This is a genomic window from Roseobacter sp. YIN89, assembly GCF_057219365.1.
Window position 1 is genome coordinate 90,265 of sequence record NZ_JBXVVD010000004.1, and the last position, 17,646, is coordinate 107,910.

At 56.0% G+C, this 17,646-nt stretch carries 21 protein-coding genes; 13 read left to right on the forward strand and 8 right to left on the reverse strand.

Features of this window, described 5'->3' with window-relative positions:
- Positions 1–82 precede the first annotated feature (82 nt).
- Entirely contained in the window at positions 83–580 is a 498-nt protein-coding gene (locus AC2D8V_RS16365; RefSeq protein WP_484734658.1) for a L,D-transpeptidase family protein, read from the forward strand.
- A 3-nt stretch (positions 581–583) separates the two neighbouring features.
- Here AC2D8V_RS16365 and dalA read toward each other — a convergent pair whose 3' ends face one another.
- A complete protein-coding gene (gene dalA, locus AC2D8V_RS16370) occupies positions 584–1,126 on the reverse strand; it encodes a divisome-associated lipoprotein DalA (RefSeq protein WP_484734659.1) in 543 nt (180 codons plus the stop codon).
- Between the two features lie 160 nt (positions 1,127–1,286).
- Between dalA and AC2D8V_RS16375 the strand changes: the two genes are divergently transcribed.
- Together AC2D8V_RS16375 and AC2D8V_RS16380 are read left to right on the forward strand one after the other, a co-directional pair.
- Entirely contained in the window at positions 1,287–1,898 is a 612-nt protein-coding gene (locus AC2D8V_RS16375) for a L,D-transpeptidase (RefSeq protein ID WP_484734660.1), read from the forward strand.
- Positions 1,899–2,038: 140 nt separating this feature from the next.
- Complete coding sequence (locus AC2D8V_RS16380) at positions 2,039–2,215, forward strand: hypothetical protein (protein WP_484734661.1); 177 nt, start codon at positions 2,039–2,041, stop codon at positions 2,213–2,215.
- A 73-nt stretch (positions 2,216–2,288) separates the two neighbouring features.
- On the opposite strand, the gene hemH is transcribed toward AC2D8V_RS16380, so the two are convergent.
- Both hemH and AC2D8V_RS16390 read right to left on the reverse strand, forming a co-directional pair.
- Positions 2,289–3,359: a ferrochelatase gene (hemH, locus tag AC2D8V_RS16385; protein ID WP_484734662.1), complete on the reverse strand. Its 1,071-nt coding sequence runs from the start codon at positions 3,357–3,359 to the stop codon at positions 2,289–2,291.
- 55 nt (positions 3,360–3,414) lie between these two features.
- Positions 3,415–4,233: a methyltransferase domain-containing protein gene (locus AC2D8V_RS16390; RefSeq protein ID WP_484734663.1), complete on the reverse strand. Its 819-nt coding sequence runs from the start codon at positions 4,231–4,233 to the stop codon at positions 3,415–3,417.
- 15 nt (positions 4,234–4,248) lie between these two features.
- On the opposite strand from AC2D8V_RS16390, the gene AC2D8V_RS16395 reads away from it, so the two are divergent.
- From AC2D8V_RS16395 to AC2D8V_RS16410, 4 genes are read left to right on the forward strand one after another with little or no spacing between them, the layout of a single operon-like run.
- Entirely contained in the window at positions 4,249–4,980 is a 732-nt protein-coding gene (locus AC2D8V_RS16395) for a ComF family protein (protein ID WP_484734664.1), read from the forward strand.
- 38 nt (positions 4,981–5,018) lie between these two features.
- Entirely contained in the window at positions 5,019–5,276 is a 258-nt protein-coding gene (grxC, locus tag AC2D8V_RS16400; RefSeq protein ID WP_484734665.1) for a glutaredoxin 3, read from the forward strand.
- On the forward strand, positions 5,276–6,106 hold the full coding sequence (locus tag AC2D8V_RS16405; RefSeq protein ID WP_484734666.1) for a carbon-nitrogen hydrolase family protein: 831 nt from the start codon (positions 5,276–5,278) through the stop codon (positions 6,104–6,106). The genes grxC and AC2D8V_RS16405 overlap by 1 nt, the downstream gene beginning before the upstream one ends.
- A complete protein-coding gene (locus AC2D8V_RS16410) occupies positions 6,106–6,549 on the forward strand; it encodes a MarR family winged helix-turn-helix transcriptional regulator (RefSeq protein WP_484734667.1) in 444 nt (147 codons plus the stop codon). Before AC2D8V_RS16405 ends, AC2D8V_RS16410 begins: the two co-directional genes overlap by 1 nt.
- Here AC2D8V_RS16410 and ubiG read toward each other — a convergent pair.
- Positions 6,546–7,292 (reverse strand): bifunctional 2-polyprenyl-6-hydroxyphenol methylase/3-demethylubiquinol 3-O-methyltransferase UbiG, encoded by a 747-nt coding sequence (ubiG, locus tag AC2D8V_RS16415; protein ID WP_484734668.1) that lies wholly within the window; start codon positions 7,290–7,292, stop codon positions 6,546–6,548. The two genes, AC2D8V_RS16410 and ubiG, sit on opposite strands and share 4 nt — an antisense overlap.
- A 48-nt stretch (positions 7,293–7,340) precedes the next feature.
- Between ubiG and pip the strand changes: the two genes are divergently transcribed.
- The 6 genes from pip (at position 7,341) to infB (ending at position 14,726) form a co-directional block, all read left to right on the forward strand.
- A complete protein-coding gene (pip, locus tag AC2D8V_RS16420) occupies positions 7,341–8,312 on the forward strand; it encodes a prolyl aminopeptidase (protein ID WP_484734669.1) in 972 nt (323 codons plus the stop codon).
- Positions 8,309–9,229 carry an ABC transporter substrate-binding protein gene (locus tag AC2D8V_RS16425; protein WP_484734670.1) on the forward strand — a complete coding sequence of 307 codons (921 nt, stop codon included), beginning with the start codon at positions 8,309–8,311 and terminating at the stop codon, positions 9,227–9,229. The genes pip and AC2D8V_RS16425 overlap by 4 nt, the downstream gene beginning before the upstream one ends.
- 145 nt (positions 9,230–9,374) lie before the next feature.
- Complete coding sequence (gene rimP / locus AC2D8V_RS16430; RefSeq protein ID WP_484734671.1) at positions 9,375–9,965, forward strand: ribosome maturation factor RimP; 591 nt, start codon at positions 9,375–9,377, stop codon at positions 9,963–9,965.
- Positions 9,966–11,597, forward strand: coding sequence for a transcription termination factor NusA (gene nusA, locus AC2D8V_RS16435; RefSeq protein ID WP_484734672.1), 1,632 nt, complete (start codon positions 9,966–9,968; stop codon positions 11,595–11,597).
- A 21-nt stretch (positions 11,598–11,618) separates the two neighbouring features.
- Positions 11,619–12,239, forward strand: a complete 621-nt coding sequence (locus tag AC2D8V_RS16440) for an RNA-binding protein (protein ID WP_484734673.1) — start codon at positions 11,619–11,621, stop codon at positions 12,237–12,239.
- A gap of 9 nt (positions 12,240–12,248) precedes the next feature.
- Positions 12,249–14,726 carry a translation initiation factor IF-2 gene (gene infB / locus AC2D8V_RS16445; protein ID WP_484734674.1) on the forward strand — a complete coding sequence of 826 codons (2,478 nt, stop codon included), beginning with the start codon at positions 12,249–12,251 and terminating at the stop codon, positions 14,724–14,726.
- 65 nt (positions 14,727–14,791) lie between these two features.
- On the opposite strand, the gene AC2D8V_RS16450 is transcribed toward infB, so the two are convergent.
- The 4 genes from AC2D8V_RS16450 to AC2D8V_RS16465 all read right to left on the reverse strand — a co-directional run bounded on the left by AC2D8V_RS16450 (position 14,792) and on the right by AC2D8V_RS16465 (position 17,556).
- Positions 14,792–14,926 (reverse strand): hypothetical protein, encoded by a 135-nt coding sequence (locus AC2D8V_RS16450; RefSeq protein WP_484734675.1) that lies wholly within the window; start codon positions 14,924–14,926, stop codon positions 14,792–14,794.
- Positions 14,927–15,046: 120 nt separating this feature from the next.
- Positions 15,047–15,445 carry an 8-oxo-dGTP diphosphatase MutT gene (mutT, locus tag AC2D8V_RS16455; RefSeq protein WP_484734676.1) on the reverse strand — a complete coding sequence of 133 codons (399 nt, stop codon included), beginning with the start codon at positions 15,443–15,445 and terminating at the stop codon, positions 15,047–15,049.
- A 26-nt stretch (positions 15,446–15,471) separates the two neighbouring features.
- Complete coding sequence (argJ, locus tag AC2D8V_RS16460) at positions 15,472–16,698, reverse strand: bifunctional glutamate N-acetyltransferase/amino-acid acetyltransferase ArgJ (protein ID WP_484734677.1); 1,227 nt, start codon at positions 16,696–16,698, stop codon at positions 15,472–15,474.
- Between the two features lie 3 nt (positions 16,699–16,701).
- A complete protein-coding gene (locus tag AC2D8V_RS16465) occupies positions 16,702–17,556 on the reverse strand; it encodes a peptidylprolyl isomerase (protein ID WP_484734678.1) in 855 nt (284 codons plus the stop codon).
- Between the last annotated feature and the right edge of the window lie 90 nt (positions 17,557–17,646).

Sequence of the window (17,646 nt, forward strand, 5' to 3'; positions counted from 1 at the left end):
GTGAGCTTGATTAACCACATTGACATGTTAGAGGTGTAGAAAGAGCAGTACGTCGCAAAAACAAAAGCAGGATGGCAAAGCCATGAAACGACGTGAATTGTTGATGGGCTCCGCAGCCCTCATGACGCTGGGCGCTTGTGCGGATCCGAAATTTAAGCGTTACACCGGGCCCGAGGTAACCTTTGTCGTGGTCAATAAAGGCCAACGTCGCATGCATCTTTTGCATCACGAATCGCTGTTGGAAAGTTACGACATCCAACTTGGATTTGCGCCCGTTGGTCACAAGCAGTTCGAAGGCGACGGCAAGACGCCTGAAGGACTTTACCGGATTGACCGGCGTAACCCGAACAGTGATTTCCACCTGTCCATCGGTATTTCTTACCCGAATACGGCTGATGTCGCCTTTGCGCAGTCGCAAGGGAAGTCAGCGGGCGGAGATATTTTTATCCATGGCCAGAAATCCGGATTGCGTCGGGGCAAGGGTGACTGGACCTGGGGGTGCATCGCGGTCAAGAATAACGAGATCGAAGACGTCTACGCGATGGTTCGAAACGGGACGTTGATCCAGATAAACGCCTGATTATCAGACGTTATCCGGAGGTAATGCTGTTAGGGTGCTGCCGGTGATCAGCGTCCACCATATCTTGCCGTTGCTTTCCTGAAACCAGGCGAATCCCATTTTGTTGGCATTCGCGTTCAGAATAATGCGCCGCGTATCCGGTTGGTTCATCCACGCGCCCAGCGTTTCAAGTTCTGATTCGTATGTTTCAGAGATGTTTTCGCCAATGAGCCGTCCCTGAAAGCCGACCCGCTGCACCCGCTGAATCGGTGAAGAGCCGTCAGAACCGAAATGCCAGGGGCGGTTTTGGATCGACATATCGCGGGAATGCGTGGCGGCGGCGGCATTCAGTTGGGCGTCCAGCTCAAGCTGTGGCAGAGCTGAGGCACCGCGCAGGGCATTGACCGCATCAAGCATCCGGAACTGGATCTTGGCAGTATCTCTGTCGCTGATTCGATATACCTTTGGCAAAGGCCGACCGTCTGACCCAAGTTGAGAAGACGGCCCCGTCCCACAAGCAGTCAGCAGGGCAATTGCGGCAAAGCATAGGCAAATCAGTCGGATCATTTCGTACTCCTGGATCGGTTAGGTCACTTAACCCGCCGCGCGTGGTAATTCAAACTCAGTTCGGCGTGAAACTGCGTGATGACATCTGTTTGATTTGCGAATGATGCGCACAAACCATACATTGTGCTAAATAACGTTTTCAGGGTCTACGGAGGCATAAATGTCCGACAAGAAATCGCATCAGCAGGGACGGCGCGCGTTTCTGGCCGGGGCCGGCGCGATGTTGGCGACACCTGCACTGTCGCAGGGTTTTGACGGCGTCAATTCGCTGGCCACCACTCAAGGTGAGCGTGATCTGACAACGAACGTACGGCGCAACATCTCGAGCTTTCGTACGCTCGACTGGCAGCCCTACTTTTCGAACCTGCGCAACGGCGCCATTCTGGTAGATATCGATAGTCGTGTGCTGCATTATTGGGCAGACGGAGGGGATTTCTACAGACTGTACCCCTCAAGCGTTCCGCTGACCGAAGACCTTACAAGGCGCGGCCGCACCCGAGTGATTCTGAAAGACCCCAATCCTGATTGGCGTCCGACGCCTTCTATGTTGCAGCGCAACCCTGAATGGCCTGACTATATTCCACCAGGCCCGGATAATCCTTTGGGAACAAGGTCTTTGCACCTGAGCTGGACGTATTATCGCATCCACGGGACGCATGATACGCGCAAAATAGGTCGACAATCGTCAAACGGGTGCATCGGCCTGTACAATCAACATATCGAAGAACTGTACGAAATGGCCAAGGTCGGCACGCAAGTGTTGCTTATTTGACTACATTACCCCGGTTTGCTCGCCGTTTCCGTGAATCTGGTTTGCAAACAGTCTCGTATGGTGCTTAACGTGATTTCACGAGGTAAGTCTTGAGCGCGTGCTGAATTTATTTCGGCGCGCCGTCTTCTGGAGGTTATGAAATGAAGAAACTCGTTCTCGCAGCTGCTCTGACAGCCGCAGCATCCACAGCATTCGCTGGCTCCCTGGAAGAGCCAGTTGTAGAAGCACCTGTTGTCGTAGAAGAAGCCGAAGGCTCTTCTGCAGGCATCCTGCTGCCTCTGCTGCTGCTGGTAATCGTTGCAGCCGCTATCTCCTAATTGGGATGCGGAACCAGATAAAAGGCGGCACCTTTGTGTGCCGCCTTTTTATTTTGTCCTTACGGATAATGGCTTAGCCGATCCAACCTTTCAGGTTGTCATCAATGACATTGCATAGCGCAGTGATATGCGCATCGTCATCGTTCAGGCACGGAATGTAGGTAAACTGCTCTCCACCCGCTTCCTCAAAGCTTTCCTTGATCTCTTCGTTGATCTCTTCAAGCGTTTCGATGCAGTCCGCTGAGAAGGCAGGCGCGCAAACAGCGATATTCTTCTTGCCAGCTTCTGCAAGCCGGGCAACTTCTTCAACCGTATAGGGTTGAAGCCATTCTTCCGGTCCGAACTTTGACTGGAACGTTGTCGTAATTTCAGTGTCTGTCCACCCAAGCCGCTCTTTCAAAAGCCGCGTCGTCTTTTGACACTGGCAGTGATAGGGATCGCCTTCCATTAGGTAGCGGATTGGCACCCCGTGATACGAGCACACCAGAATATCGGGCCGTTTTTCCAATCCGGCATAGGCTTTCTCGATAGATTGGGCCAGTGCTTCGATGTAATCAGGCCGATCATAGTAGGGGTCTACCGTACGCGTTGTTGGTTGCCATTTTTCATACGTCAGCGAGCGAAAGAACTCGTCATTGGCTGTTGCTGATGTGGCGCCTGCGTAATGCGGGTAGAGTGGAAAAAACAAAATCTTGCGGCATCCGGCGGCTGTCATTTCAGCCACTTTCGATCGCGTGGAAGGGTTGCCGTAACGCATGCAGAAGTCGACCATAACGTCGTCGCCGTACTTTGCATGCATCGTGTCTTTTACTTTGACGGTCTGCGCTTTGGTAATGGTCATCAAAGGGCTTTCGCCCTCTGCCTCATTCCAGATCGACTTGTAGGCGGCACCGCTGGAGAACGGACGCTTGGACAAAATGATCAGTTGCAACAGCGGTTGCCAGATCCAAGGGCTGTAGTCGATGACCCGCCGGTCCGACAGAAACTCGTTCAGATAGCGGCGCATCGACCAGTAATCGTAATTGTCTGGTGTGCCGAGGTTGGCCAAAAGAATACCCACCTTGGGTTTTGCAACCTTTGGATGGTCCTCTGCGGCGTGAACCGGTCTTTCGGCGACGACGGAGGTTGAGCTGCTATCCAGCATCAGCATGTCCTTGAATTGAGTTTCAAGCCCTCAGATAGAGGGTTTTACGCGAGCGTCAATCGCGCAGCGGTGTTTCTGGTACGGACAGGGCGTCGGCCAGACGTTGCTTGGCTGACCCCGGTCTTAACGGTTTTTGCTGGCTTTCGTCGGGCGCCCAGCCTGTCAGAAAGACCATCTCGAATGTTGCTTTGATACGCTCATCGGTGGCGGGGTATGCATCTTGGTAGATGTCGTTGGCATGTTCGAAAAGCCGCGCAGAAGGGATACGCCGGTCGCGTTGTTCCAGCGCGTTTGCCTCGCCCATGCGCCGCAAGTCGCGCATCAGATGGAAGGCATCCCGGTAGGCAACGTCGAGCTTGATGCTGTCGGCAACAGGCAAGGCAAAGCCGGCCCGCTGCAACAGCGCGCCAAGATCACGTATTTCACCCATCGGCGCGACACGAGGAGACAGGCCGCCACTCAGCTTTATTTCAGACTGCCCAAGACAGGCGCGCAGTTCTTCGAGCGTTTGTCCACCAAGCGTTGCGCAGATCATCAACCCGTCAGGCTTTAGGCTGCGGCGCGCCTGAATCAGTTGGCCAACCGGGTCATTTGCCCAGTGTAGAGACAGAGAATGGATAACGAGATCATGTTTGCCCACCTCAAGATCAAGCGTATCCTTGTCCGCAACAATGCGGGCGTCGGCCAAGCGCGCTTCCCAAACCTCGGGGAAAGGTGTCACGACTGCGGGCGCCGTAAACGTCCTGTTAACCATGTCCAGCCGATCCTGAATCTCGTCTGCTGCCGATTCTTGTAGGAATAATGCGCTGCGGTCACTGCGGGCGCGATACCGGGCGAGGGCTTGCGTATCTGTCAGGCGGGTCTGAATTGTCATGAGAGGTGTCTTAGGATGGTGCAGCTTGGTTTTCAAACGGCAGTTTCACTTATTTATCCACCCCGGTGTTTGGGGTGTGGCGGTCAGGTGGAAAGTGATTTTGGTCTGTGTGGCACCTGCTGGCGTGATACGGCGTTTATCGGTGGGACGATTTGTGACAGTTGCGGGACACCGCTACCCGGTCACGACGAGAGTGGCACACTGAAATGTGATGACTGCATGAAAACGCCACGCCCGTGGTCCAAGGGGCGCGCGGCACTGGTTTACAAAGATAACGCGCGCCAACTCGTTCTTGCATTGAAACATGGCGACAGGCAGGAGATTGCCCAACCTGCCGCCCTGTGGATGTCGCGGGTCATTGAAAATTTGCCAAAAGAGAACCTGATCGTGGCACCAGTGCCGTTGCATTGGATGCGCCTGATGAAGCGGCGGTACAATCAGTCGGCCCTTCTTGCCCAGGCCCTTGCGCGTCACAGCGGCTTGCCTGTGTGCCCCGATCTGTTGCAGCGCCAGCGGCGGACACAATCGCTGGACGGGCTGACACGTGAGGTGCGTTTCACGTCGGTGAAAGGCGCAATGCGGGTGCATCCCCGCAGACGTCACCGGCTGATCGGTCGCCCGGTGTTGCTGGTCGACGATGTCATGACGTCGGGGGCCACCTTGTCGTCAGCTACAGATGCCTGCCTTGCAGCAGGATCAGGGCCGGTATACGTCGTGACCCTAGCGCGCGCGGTGCGGAATACCTAAATTCCTGACCAACACCACGTGTTGAAAAGGGATATGTGATGAAGACCGTCGAAATTTACACGTCGCCGCTGTGCGGATTCTGTCACGCGGCCAAACGCCTTTTGTCACAAAAAGGGGTCGAGTTTTCCGAAGTTGACGTTTGGGCCAACCCCGATCGCAAGCCGGAAATGATCCAGCGCGCAAATGGCGGTCGCACAGTACCGCAAATTTTTGTGGGTGATACCCATGTTGGCGGTTGTGACGATCTGTACGAACTGGAGCGCGCGGGAAAACTCGACACGTTGCTTGCCGCCTGATGAAAATCGCGCTTTTACAGTTGAATGTCTCGGATGATCCTGCGGCCAACCTGTCGAACACGTTGGAGATGTTGGACGCGGCGGTGGCGCAAGGGGCAGAATTTGTTCTGACGCCCGAGGTGACAAACTGCATATCGACCAGCCGCCGTCACCAAAACGACGTTCTCGCACTTGAACAGGACGACAAATCGCTCATGGCGCTGCGCAAGGCCGCAGCGCACCATGGCATTACGTTGCTGGTCGGATCTCTTGGCCTGAAGACAACAGATGAAGACGGCCGCTTTGCCAACCGGTCTTTCTTGATCGACGGGCAGGGTGATATTGTTGCACGATACGACAAGATTCACATGTTTGACGTGCAGGTTACGCCAGAAGAAACGTGGCGCGAATCCGATGGCTACCGCCCGGGCGCGCAGGCGGTCCTTGCAAATGCCGGTTTTGCAAAAATTGGTATGACGATCTGTTATGATCTGCGGTTTCCGGCCCTGCATGGCGCACTGGCGCGCGCCGGCGCACAAATTCTGACGGTGCCAGCGGCATTTTCACCGGTCACAGGGGCGGCCCATTGGCACACGTTGCTGCGCGCGCGTGCGATAGAGACGGGGTGCTATGTTATTGCACCTGCACAGACCGGCGAGCATGCGAGCGCCAATCACAAGACCCGCAAAACCTATGGGCATTCGCTTGTTGTCACTCCGTGGGGGGAGGTGCAACTTGACGCAGGTACCGCTCCGGGCGTTTACACAACCGTCCTTGATATGGAACAAGTTTCTAAGGCACGGCAAAAAATACCGAGCCTGGCAAACGCACGACCCTTTGACGGACCCTGATGACTGATGACAAGAACGCACTCGCGATTGCGCTATTCACAGAGGTGATGGCGGCTGATCAGTTGGTGCGGGCTCGGCTGAGCAAGGTTTTGCCCAAAGGCATGGAAATTTCTCATTTTACAGTGCTGAACCATCTGGCGCGTACGACCGAAGAACGCACACCCGCGCAGCTGGCTACCACTTTTCAAGTGACCCGGGGCGCGATGACCAACACGTTGAGCAAACTTGAATGGGCCGGTTACATTCATATCCGCCCTGATTGGGATGACGCACGTCGTAAACTGGTAGCGATTAGCACAGCAGGTCGTCAGGCGCGCGATCAGGCGGTCGGTTCTATCACGCCCGTAATCACAAAGGTGGTGGAAGAGTTGGGCGACACGCGTGTGCGGGACGCCCTGCCGATCTTGCGTGAAATGCGTCTGAAACTGCGCCAGCAGCCCTAGGCCGGTTTCACACTCGCCGTTACGTAGTTCACGCTCAGATCTCTGTCTGACAGACGCCACGACCAAGACACCGGATTAAAGACGAAACCCTTTCTGTCGACAGGGTCCAGACCGGCACCGCGCAACAGATCAAATAATTCGTCCGGGGTGATGAACTTGGACCATTCATGGGTACCTTTGGGCAGCCACCGCATGACATGCTCTGCGCCGATGATGGCCATCACGTACGACTTGGGGTTGCGGTTCAGTGTTGAGCAGATGTGCAACCCGCCGGGTTTGAGCAATTGCTGACAGGCTCGCAGATAGTCCGGAGGTGACGCTACGTGTTCTACCACTTCCATGTTGAGCACCACATCAAACTGCTCGCCGGCCTCTGCCATCGCTTCGGCCGTTGTGTGCCGGTAATCGATGCTCAGGCCTGATTGCTGTGCATGAATCTGCGCAACAGGAATGTTCCGCTCTGCCGCATCCGCGCCAACGACTTCTGCACCGAGCCGCGCCATCGGTTCTGACAGCAGCCCGCCGCCACAGCCGATATCGAGAATGCGCAGGCCCGCAAATGGCATATCTGCGGTCAGATCCTTGTCAAACTCACCGGCGATTTGCTGGGTAATGTAATCCAGCCTGCAAGGGTTGAGCATGTGCAGGGGCTTGAACTTGCCGTTTTCATCCCACCATTCCGCTGCCATTGCCTCGAATTTGGCAATCTCACCGGGATCGACGGTTGATAGAGGCGCTTGCATTCTGATCTCCATGTGCTCATTTACCATTTCGTATTATATAGAGCGATGATGGACAAATACCCGGATCAAAAGCGCGCAGTTCAGTATCTGTACCCGCCGATCGACCCTTTCGATCAGCGGATGCTGGACGTGGGTCAAGGACACCGCGTGTATGTCGAGCAATGCGGCAATCCTGACGGGGTGCCGGTGCTTGTATTGCACGGTGGTCCGGGCGGTGGGTGCAGCCCCGCAATGCGGCGCTATTTTGATCCAAAAAACTACCGCGTCATCTTGTTTGACCAACGTGGCTGTGGCCGGTCGCGTCCGCATGCAAGCGTCACCCACAACACAACGTGGCATCTGATCGACGATATCGAGTTGATTCGCCGGGAGTTGTCGATCGACGACTGGATCGTTTTTGGCGGTAGCTGGGGTGCCACGCTTGCGCTGATCTATGCCGAATCGCATCCGGACCGGGTGCGCAATCTGGTGCTGCGCGGTGTGTTCTTGATGACTCGCAATGAGCTGGACTGGTTCTATGGCGGTGGCGCGGGCAAGTTCTGGCCGGAGGTCTGGGAACGCTTTGTCGGGCCGATTCCGCAAGATGAGCGCGATGATTTCATCGAGGCTTACAGGCGCAGGCTCTTTTCAGGCGATATTTCACAGGAAACGCGGTTTGCAAAATCGTGGGCGTCTTGGGAAAACGCGTTGGCATCGATCCACTCCTCTGGTGTGACCGGTGACAGTCCGGGCGAATACGCGCGCGCCTTTGCCCGTTTGGAGAATCATTACTTCTCCAACGCGGGATTTCTGGATTTTGACGGGCAGATCCTCGCGCATATTGGCCGGATCTCTCATATCCCCGGAACAATAGTTCAGGGTCGGTATGATATGATCTGCCCACCTGAAAGCGCCTACGCGTTGGCCGAGGCGTGGGATAACTGCGAGCTTAAAATGGTGCGTAATGCCGGTCATGCCCTGTCCGAGCCGGGGATCAGTGCCGAGCTGGTGCGCACAATGGACAGGATTGCCGGGTTATGACGCGCCGTTCTTACATCGACCGGCGTGCGTTGTTTGCGTCAGGTGCAGCGGCGGCTTTGCTTGCGGCAAGTGGCGTGTCGGCGGGTTCACTGCCGCGGCGCGGTGGACGTCTGCGCATGGCGTTGTCAGGTGCATCGCGCGAAGATATTTTTGACCCCCGTGCTTTCGGATCATTTGCCGAGAGCCACAGCAGCGGGTTGTTCATGCAGGTTGCGATGGCAGGTGTTTTGTTCGAAACCCTGACCGAAGTGGCCGCAGACGGAACGTTGCGGGGCGAGCTGGCCACAGCGTGGCGCAGCAATGAAGATGCAACCATGTGGGAGTTTTCGCTGCGCGAGGATGTAAGCTTTCACAATGGCGCGCCCTTTACCTCAGCAGATGTGACACGCTTGGCCATTCATGCAAATGCGCATGAAATTCTGGATACGGTGGAGCGCGTGGTTGTCGCAGGAGAGCACAAGGTGCGGTTTGATCTGCATACCGCCGACAGACATTTGCCGTTCAAGCTGGCCAATCCGCAGCTTTGTATTTTGCCGCATGCTGATGTCGACATTGCCATGCAGCAGGGCATCGGCACCGGTCCGTACCGATTGCGCAAATTTGATGCCGGTCGGCACTTGATCGCGGATCGGCTGGATCGACACCACAAAGACGGGCAGGCTGCTTGGTTTGATGTGGTTGAACTGGTTGGAATTGCCTCGGACGAAGTGCGCGCCGAAGCATTACGCGATCATTATGTCGATGTTGCTGACCTCACTCGTATGGCGGACGTCGGAGATGTAGAAGGATTGACCGCATTGCCGCGCGACGGGTTCATGAATTGCGCCGTGGATAATTGCGTGGCATTGCCATCGCAGATCGGAGAAGCATGGCCGCTTGATAATCTTCGGGCACCGCAAAGGTGGTGGATGGCCTGATCGAGACGGGGCTTGCGGAACCCATGATATGGGTCTATATCAGCCTCAACAGCGGCGCTCTCGGGTCCACACCGAAGGCTCCACCGGAAATTTCGACGGGCCGCGCGCCCGTTTTTTTGTGCTTGAAGACAAAGTTCAAGGATCTATGACCAACGACCTGATTGCAAAAGCTGCCATTGATCGCCGCATGGCCGAGATCATCACACCGGTGATCGAGGATATGGGGTTTGAACTGGTGCGTGTACGCTTGATGTCCGGCAAGTCTACGACTTTGCAGATCATGGCGGATAAGCCCGATGGTGGCATCGAAGTAGACGACTGTGCCGAGATCAGCCAGGCGGTGGGTGCAGTGCTGGATGTCGAAGACCCGATCCTTGATGAATACACGCTTGAGGTATCAAGCCCCGGTATCGATCGCCCGCTGACCCGCCTCAAGGATTTTGAGATGTTCGAGGGTTACGAGGCGAAACTTGAGACCACCGAGATGATCGATGGACGTCGCAGGTTCAAGGGTGAGCTTGCCGGCGTCGAAGATGACGAGGTGTTGATCAATGTCCCTGAGGGGACAATCGGGTTGAAATTCGACTGGCTGAGCGATGCCAAGCTCGTTCTGACTGACGATCTGATCAAAGAAATGCTGCGCCAACGCAAATCGTCTGGCGCGATTGATGAAAGTAAATTTGACGAAATCTCCGATGAGAAAGCTTCGGGGACGTCTGCCGAGGGAGACCGATAAATGGCAATTACATCTGCAAACCAGCTTGAGCTGTTGCAAACGGCCGAAGCCGTGGCGCGCGAAAAGATGATCGATCCTGGCCTTGTTGTTGAGGCTATGGAAGAATCACTCGCCCGGGCTGCAAAGTCCCGTTATGGCGCTGAGATGGATATTCGCGTCTCTATCGACCGCAAAACCGGTCGAGCGACATTTACCCGTGTGCGGACAGTTGTCGAAGACGAAGAGTTGGAAAACTATCAGGCGGAGTTCACCGTAGAGCAGGCCAAACAGTATTTGGATGACCCAAAGGTGGGTGACACTTTCGTAGAGGAAGTGCCCCCTGTGGAAATGGGGCGCATTGCGGCGCAATCGGCAAAACAGGTTATTTTGCAGAAAGTGCGCGAAGCAGAGCGTGATCGTCAGTATGAGGAATTCAAGGACCGCGCAGGCACGATCATCAACGGTCTCGTCAAGCGCGAGGAATATGGCAACGTTATCGTTGATGTTGGGGCTGGCGAAGCGATTCTGCGGCGGAACGAAAAGATCGGTCGCGAAAGCTATCGCCCGAATGACCGTATTAGGGTCTACATCAAGGACGTTCGTCGCGAACAACGCGGCCCGCAAATTTTCCTGAGCCGCACTGCGCCAGAATTCATGGCCGAGCTTTTCAAAATGGAAGTACCTGAGATTTACGATGGTATCATCGAGATCAAAGCGGTGGCCCGTGATCCGGGTTCGCGCGCCAAGATCGCCGTAATTTCATACGACGGCTCGATTGATCCGGTCGGTGCCTGTGTTGGTATGCGTGGCAGCCGGGTGCAAGCCGTTGTGAACGAATTGCAGGGCGAAAAAATTGATATCATTCCCTGGAATGAAGACCAGCCAACATTCCTTGTGAATGCGCTGCAACCTGCTGAAGTAAGCAAGGTGGTGCTGGACGAAGAGGCGGGCAAAATCGAGGTCGTGGTGCCCGAAGAGCAACTGAGCCTTGCCATTGGCCGTCGCGGCCAGAATGTGCGCCTTGCATCGCAATTGACCGGTCTCGACATCGATATCATGACCGAAGAGCAGGAAAGCCAACGCCGTCAGGCCGAGTTTGAGCTTCGGACCCAGTTGTTTGTCGATAACCTCGACCTCGACGAGTTCTTTGCACAGCTTCTGGTGTCTGAAGGCTTCTCTAACCTTGAAGAAGTTGCATACGTTGAAGTTGATGAACTTCTGGTCATCGACGGTGTCGACGAAGATACAGCGAATGAACTTCAGGCCCGTGCCCGCGATGTGCTGGAGGCGCGGAACAAGGCCGCGTTGGAGAATGCACGCGCGCTGGGCGTCGAGGATAGCCTTATTGAATTTGAAGGGCTGACACCCCAGATGATTGAGGCGCTTGCAAATGACGATGTCAAAACACTCGAAGATTTCGCGACATGCGCGGATTGGGAACTGGCTGGCGGCTGGACCACCGTGGATGGCGAGCGTGTCAAAGATGACGGTGTACTTGAGCCTTTCGAGGTGACACTCGAAGAAGCGCAGGATTTGATCATGACCGCTCGTATCATGTTGGGTTGGGTCGATCCGGCTGATCTGGAAGCCGAAGCGGAAGCAGAAGCAGAAGGCGAAGGCGACGAAGAAGCCGCGGAGGAATCCGAGGTCTGATTTCAGGCCTCGGGCAACCTGATGGGTCGCGGTGGCGCTCCCAAAGACCGCACAGACGGTCCTGATCGCAAGTGCATTGCCACGGGCGAGGTGCAGCCGAAATTCGGACTGATCCGCTTTGTGGTCGGGCCGGAAGGGCAGATTGTTCCCGATGTATTGGGAAAACTGCCCGGCCGCGGGATCTATGTGGCGGCTGATCAGGCGGCGTTGGAAAAAGCGGTGCAAAAGCGCCTCTTTTCTCGTGGAGCCAAACAGGCGGTCACTGTTCCGGACGATCTGGTTCAGGAGGTCGAGCGGCAACTCGCGCATCGCGTGGTGGAGTTGATTTCGCTGCAGCGCAAAGCTGGCAAAGCGGTTGCCGGGTATGAAAAGGTCAAAGGCTGGCTCCAGACCGAAGAGGCCGAAGTGCTGATTCAGGCGGTCGATGGGTCTGGTCGCGGAAAATCGAAATTGAGCACGCCGCACTACGGTTCGTACATTGGCTGGCTCACGGCGGATGAATTGGGTTTGGCATTCGGGCGCCAAACTGTGATACATGGGGCGCTCGCCTCTGGTGGACTCACGCAACGTGTTGTAGAGGAAGCCCAAAGGCTGAAAGGCGTGCGCGTAAAAGAGAGTGGCAGCGGCCGCTCGAAAGGATAGACGAGCTAAATGAGCGATACTGACGGCAAGAAAACATTGGGACTGCGCGGTGGCGCACGTCCGGGCAACGTAAAGCAAAGCTTTAGCCACGGACGGACCAAGAACGTCGTGGTTGAAACCAAGCGCAAACGCGTTGTGGTCCCCAAACCCGGCGCGGCGAAGGCAACAGGCCCTGGTGCTGCGTCCAAGGGCGACCCGTCCAAGCGCCCGGCCGGGATTACCGACGCTGAAATGGAACGCCGGTTAAAGGCTGTCCAAGCGGCCAAGGCGCGCGAAGCTGAAGAGTCCGCGGCACGTGAGGCCGATGAAAAGGCACGTGCAGAAGAGCGCGAACGCCGCCGGGCTGAACAGGAAGCCAAAGAACGCGAAGAGCGCGAGCGCGAAGAGAGCCTCAAAGCGAAAGAGCAAGAGGAAAAGCGCCGCGCGCAGGAAGCCGAAGCAGCAGCCAAAGCCGCTGCCGCTCCGGCGGAAGAGCCTGTTGTGCAGCGTCCGACAAAGGAAAAAGCTGCGCCAGAGCCGCAAAACCGCAAGGGCCAGGATCGCGACCGCGACAACAAGCGTGGCGGCAAGGGCGGTGATGATAACCGCCGCGCCGGCAAACTGACCCTCAATCAGGCGCTTGCAGGCGGCGAAGGCGGCCGCCAACGTTCAATGGCTGCGATGAAGCGCAAGCAGGAACGCGCGCGCCAGAAAGCGATGGGCGGTCAGGTCGAGCGCGAAAAGGTTGTCCGCGACGTTCAGGTGCCCGAAGCGATTGTTGTGTCAGAGTTGGCCAACCGCATGACCGAAAAGGTTGGCGAAGTGGTCAAGGCGCTGATGAACAACGGCATGATGGTCACACAGAACCAGACAATTGACGCGGATACCGCTGAGTTGATTGTCGAAGAGTTCGGGCACAAAGTCGTCCGTGTATCGGATGCCGATGTTGAGGACGTAATTAAAGAAGTTGAAGACAATCCCGAAGATCTCAAGCCGCGTCCACCGGTCATTACGATCATGGGACACGTCGACCACGGCAAAACCTCGCTGTTGGATGCGATTCGCAATGCCAAGGTTGTTGCGGGCGAGGCAGGCGGGATCACGCAGCATATCGGTGCCTATCAGGTAAAAACCGATGGAGGTCAGGTTCTGAGCTTCCTCGATACTCCGGGTCACGCTGCCTTTACGTCGATGCGGTCGCGCGGTGCTCAGGTAACTGACATCGTCGTGCTCGTTGTTGCGGCAGATGACGCCGTGATGCCTCAGACGATAGAAGCGATCAATCACGCTAAAGCGGCAGAAGTGCCGATGATCGTTGCGATCAACAAGATCGACCGTCCTGCGGCCGATCCGAACAAAGTGCGCACCGATCTGTTGCAGCACGAGGTTATCGTCGAAAAGATGTCTGGCGATGTTCAGGATGTCGAAGTTTCTGCGATCACAGGTCAGGGTCTGGACGAGCTGCTTGAAGCCATTGCGCTGCAAGCCGAGATCCTTGAACTCAAAGCCAACCCTGATCGGGCGGCGCAAGGTGCGGTCATCGAAGCGCAGTTGGATGTCGGTCGCGGGCCTGTTGCGACCGTTCTGGTGCAGAACGGTACGCTGCGTCAGGGCGATATCTTTGTTGTGGGTGAGCAATACGGTAAAGTGCGTGCGCTCATCAATGACAAGGGCGACCGGGTCAAGGAAGCCGGGCCATCGGTACCTGTCGAAGTGTTGGGCCTTAACGGGACACCTGAGGCTGGCGACGTGTTGAACGTAACCGGAACCGAAGCGCAGGCGCGCGAGATCGCGGAATACCGCGAGCAAGCGGCGAAAGACAAGCGCGCGGCGGCTGGTGCGGCGACCACGCTGGAACAGCTGATGGCAAATGCCAAGGCCGACGAAAACGTGAGTGAACTGCCGATCCTCGTCAAGGCGGACGTTCAAGGCTCTGCCGAAGCGATTGTTCAGGCGATGGAAAAGATCGGCAACGACGAAGTCCGGGTGCGTGTGTTGCACTCTGGCGTTGGTGCCATCACCGAGACGGACGTAGGTTTGGCCGAAGCGTCAAACGCGCCGATCATGGGCTTTAACGTTCGGGCAAATGCCTCGGCTCGGAACACGGCGAACCAAAAAGGCGTCGAGATTCGCTATTATTCGGTCATTTACGATCTTGTGGATGATGTGAAGGCGGCGGCCTCAGGTCTCTTGAGCGCTGAAATCCGAGAGAACTTCATCGGGTATGCGACCATCAAGGAAGTGTTCAAGGTGACCGGTGTTGGCAAGGTTGCAGGTTGCCTCGTGACAGAAGGTGTCGCGCGCCGCTCTGCAGGGGTCCGTTTGCTGCGCGACAACGTGGTTATCCACGAAGGTACGCTGAAGACGCTCAAACGCTTCAAAGACGAAGTGGCCGAAGTACAGTCGGGTCAGGAATGCGGTATGGCGTTCGAGAACTACGACGATATCCGCGCAGACGATGTGATCGAAATCTTCGAACGCGAAGAGATTACACGCACGCTGAGTTAATCAGCGGCTTCAACAAAAAAGGGCGCCTTTACCGGCGCCCTTTTTTGTTTGGCGGAATGAAATAATTACGCCGCTTTGGTAACCGGAACGCCTGTATAGATTGAGTTGTCGAGTTTGACAGAGATCCGTCCATCCGGCCATGCCCGGACAAAGATCCCTTGGATGAAGACTGCGCTGCCTAGTGTTATTGTGCGAAGCATGTCGGCTCCTCCCCAGGAAAATGACATCGCTTTGGAACTAAAAGATTTTACGCAAATCACATAAACAAACTAACAATATATTAACGAATGTCGCGAAATTAGCAATAATCTTAAGGATTCTTACAAAAGATCACGCAATACGGGAATCAGTGGAATATCCGCCGCGGGCATTGGATAATCCTTAAGATTTTTAGCCCGAACCCACTTAAGATCCTGCCCTTCTCGTGACGCTGGCGTCCCTTCCCACTTACGGCAGGCGAACAAAGGCATCAGCAGATGGAATGTGTCGTAGCTGTGGCTGGCAAAGGTCAAAGGCGCAAGGCAAGAAGCCCAGGTGTTTATCCCCAGTTCCTCTTCGAGTTCGCGGATCAGGGCGATCTCTGGCGTTTCGCCCGGCTCTACTTTACCGCCCGGAAATTCCCACAACCCGGCCATTGATTTGCCTTCGGGCCGTTGGGCCAACAGAACACGTCCGTCAACATCAATCAGGGCAACGGCAGACACCAATACGGTTTTCATTCAAATCCCCTACAAATCTGCCAAGGTCAGGATCGGTAATCGGCGTTTATTTCGATGTATCCGTGCGTCAGATCACAAGTCCAGACCGTGGACGCGCCAGAGCCGAGCCCCAAATCAACGTCAATCACAATATGTTCGCCCTGCATATGAGCGGCTGCATCAGCCTCGACATAGTCAGGGCTGACCCAACCTTTGTCGGCTACCAGCACATCGCCAAAACGAATGGTTAACAGATCGCGGTCTGCCGCCGCACCTGATTTACCAACTGCCATGACGACGCGGCCCCAATTCGGATCCTGTCCTGCGATCGCCGTCTTCACCAGGGGGGAATTGGCGATAGACAGCGCGTGTGTCTTGGCGTCCGTATCACTGGCAGCACCAGCGACACGAATTTCCACGAATTTGGTAGCACCTTCGCCGTCACGGACGACCTGATGCGCCAGATCCAGCATGACATCACAGAGAGCTTTGGAAAATGTGGCGTTGCCGCTGACATCAGCACCGGACTGACCGGTGGCTGCAACCAGCAAGCTATCGGATGTCGACGTATCGCTGTCGACCGTGATGCAGTTGAACGTTTTCTCATTGAGCGCAGATACGAGTTCCTGCAACTCGGGTTGCGCGATACTGGCATCGGTAAAGATATAGACCAGCATCGTCGCCATATCAGGGGCGATCATCCCCGAGCCTTTGGCGATACCGCTGATCGTAACGGTTTTTCCTGCGACATCGATCTGACGGCTGCACCCTTTCGGAAATGTGTCCGTTGTCATGATGGCGCGCGCGGCGTCCTCAATCCCGTCCGGCGACAGATTGCCTGCAAGCGTGCTCAGGTGGCGCGTGATGCGCTCAAATGGCAGTGGCTCGCCTATGACACCGGTCGAAGCCGAAAACACACGGCTTTCAGGCACTCCACAGGCGTCCGAGACCGCTTTGGTGATCTTGGCAACCGCGTCTACGCCATTACGACCGGTAAAGGCGTTTGAGTTGCCGGAATTCACGAGAATGGCCGCCCCGTCAGAGGGGGGGCCTCCCAGCTTCGCCTGACAATCCAGAACAGGTGCTGACCGTGTTGCCGAGCGGGTGAAAACGCCTGCGATGGACGTGCCGTGAACCAGTTGCGCCAGCATCACGTCGGTGCGGCCTTGATATTTCACCCCTGCCGCGACGGTAGCGAATTGAACCCCGGCTATGCTGGGGATCTCTGGAAATGACTTGGGCGCCAGTGGCGATACCTTGGTCGTCTTTCCCATTGCCTAGTCCAGCAGGTCAGCCTGCCGCAGAACCGCAGGATCAATATTCAACTCGTTTGGAATTTCCACGGTAACCGCATCAGTTGAACCTGAGATGATCGCGGTGGCCGCATCGCGTTGCAGCTCATTGATCAGACGCGGGCGCTCTTCTTCCAGCGTCGGCGCGGTGGTCTTGCCAATTTCGTTCAGTTTGATGACGTGCCAGCCGAACCGTGTTTGTACCGGGGCAGATACCTCGCCCGCTTCCAGCGCAATTGTCGCGGCCTCGAATTCCTCAACCATTGCACCGGAGCCAAACCAGCCCAGATTGCCGCCGTTGGGGCCGGAGGGGCCAGTGGATTTTTCGCGTGCCGTCTCTGCAAAATCCGCGCCCTCTTCGATCATCTTTTTGACCTCTTGGGCTTCTTCCTCAGTTTCCAGAAGAATGTGCGACGCGTTGTACTCCGTTTCAGGTTGGAAATCACCGAACTGGGCGTCATATGCGGCCTGCACATCTTCGTCGGTTACAGCGCCTTCCAAAGCCGCTTGCAATGCTTCGTTGGCCTTCAATGCGCGTTCTTCGTTTTCCAATGACTTCACCACGCGCGCGGGAACATCGTCGCCGACAGATTCCGCAAGTGCAGTTTGCTGGATGAGTTGCTCTAAAATCCCGTCATAGAGCGCGCCGTTTTCCAGCGATTGGTAATTTTCCGGCAAGGTTTGAAACGCGGCAATCATGTGCCCGACAGTAATCTGCGTGTCGCCAACGGTTGCGACAACAGTATCTGCATCGACCGGGGTCGTTTCCTGAGCAAAGCCAGGCAGCGCCAAAGTTGCGGCAACAGCAGCACTGGCAAGAAGAGTGAAGGGTTTTTGCATGGATTCGTCCTATGAAGGGGTCGCGGCGCGGCGCGACATTGACACGGTTTGGCGTGACCCTTACATCGCGACAGGGGCGTTGCAAGGCTG

Bases quoted from the DNA above. Each gene is read 5' to 3' on its own strand.
- AC2D8V_RS16365 (WP_484734658.1), top strand. From the start codon at position 83: ATGAAACGACGTGAATTGTTGATGGGCTCCGCAGCCCTCATGACGCTG.
- dalA (WP_484734659.1), bottom strand. From the start codon at position 1,126: ATGATCCGACTGATTTGCCTATGCTTTGCCGCAATTGCCCTGCTGACT.
- AC2D8V_RS16375 (WP_484734660.1), top strand. From the start codon at position 1,287: ATGTCCGACAAGAAATCGCATCAGCAGGGACGGCGCGCGTTTCTGGCC.
- AC2D8V_RS16380 (WP_484734661.1), top strand. From the start codon at position 2,039: ATGAAGAAACTCGTTCTCGCAGCTGCTCTGACAGCCGCAGCATCCACA.
- hemH (WP_484734662.1), bottom strand. From the start codon at position 3,359: ATGCTGGATAGCAGCTCAACCTCCGTCGTCGCCGAAAGACCGGTTCAC.
- AC2D8V_RS16390 (WP_484734663.1), bottom strand. From the start codon at position 4,233: ATGACAATTCAGACCCGCCTGACAGATACGCAAGCCCTCGCCCGGTAT.
- AC2D8V_RS16395 (WP_484734664.1), top strand. From the start codon at position 4,249: ATGGTGCAGCTTGGTTTTCAAACGGCAGTTTCACTTATTTATCCACCC.
- grxC (WP_484734665.1), top strand. From the start codon at position 5,019: ATGAAGACCGTCGAAATTTACACGTCGCCGCTGTGCGGATTCTGTCAC.
- AC2D8V_RS16405 (WP_484734666.1), top strand. From the start codon at position 5,276: ATGAAAATCGCGCTTTTACAGTTGAATGTCTCGGATGATCCTGCGGCC.
- AC2D8V_RS16410 (WP_484734667.1), top strand. From the start codon at position 6,106: ATGACTGATGACAAGAACGCACTCGCGATTGCGCTATTCACAGAGGTG.
- ubiG (WP_484734668.1), bottom strand. From the start codon at position 7,292: ATGCAAGCGCCTCTATCAACCGTCGATCCCGGTGAGATTGCCAAATTC.
- pip (WP_484734669.1), top strand. From the start codon at position 7,341: ATGGACAAATACCCGGATCAAAAGCGCGCAGTTCAGTATCTGTACCCG.
- AC2D8V_RS16425 (WP_484734670.1), top strand. From the start codon at position 8,309: ATGACGCGCCGTTCTTACATCGACCGGCGTGCGTTGTTTGCGTCAGGT.
- rimP (WP_484734671.1), top strand. From the start codon at position 9,375: ATGACCAACGACCTGATTGCAAAAGCTGCCATTGATCGCCGCATGGCC.
- nusA (WP_484734672.1), top strand. From the start codon at position 9,966: ATGGCAATTACATCTGCAAACCAGCTTGAGCTGTTGCAAACGGCCGAA.
- AC2D8V_RS16440 (WP_484734673.1), top strand. From the start codon at position 11,619: ATGGGTCGCGGTGGCGCTCCCAAAGACCGCACAGACGGTCCTGATCGC.
- infB (WP_484734674.1), top strand. From the start codon at position 12,249: ATGAGCGATACTGACGGCAAGAAAACATTGGGACTGCGCGGTGGCGCA.
- AC2D8V_RS16450 (WP_484734675.1), bottom strand. From the start codon at position 14,926: ATGCTTCGCACAATAACACTAGGCAGCGCAGTCTTCATCCAAGGGATC.
- mutT (WP_484734676.1), bottom strand. From the start codon at position 15,445: ATGAAAACCGTATTGGTGTCTGCCGTTGCCCTGATTGATGTTGACGGA.
- argJ (WP_484734677.1), bottom strand. From the start codon at position 16,698: ATGGGAAAGACGACCAAGGTATCGCCACTGGCGCCCAAGTCATTTCCA.
- AC2D8V_RS16465 (WP_484734678.1), bottom strand. From the start codon at position 17,556: ATGCAAAAACCCTTCACTCTTCTTGCCAGTGCTGCTGTTGCCGCAACT.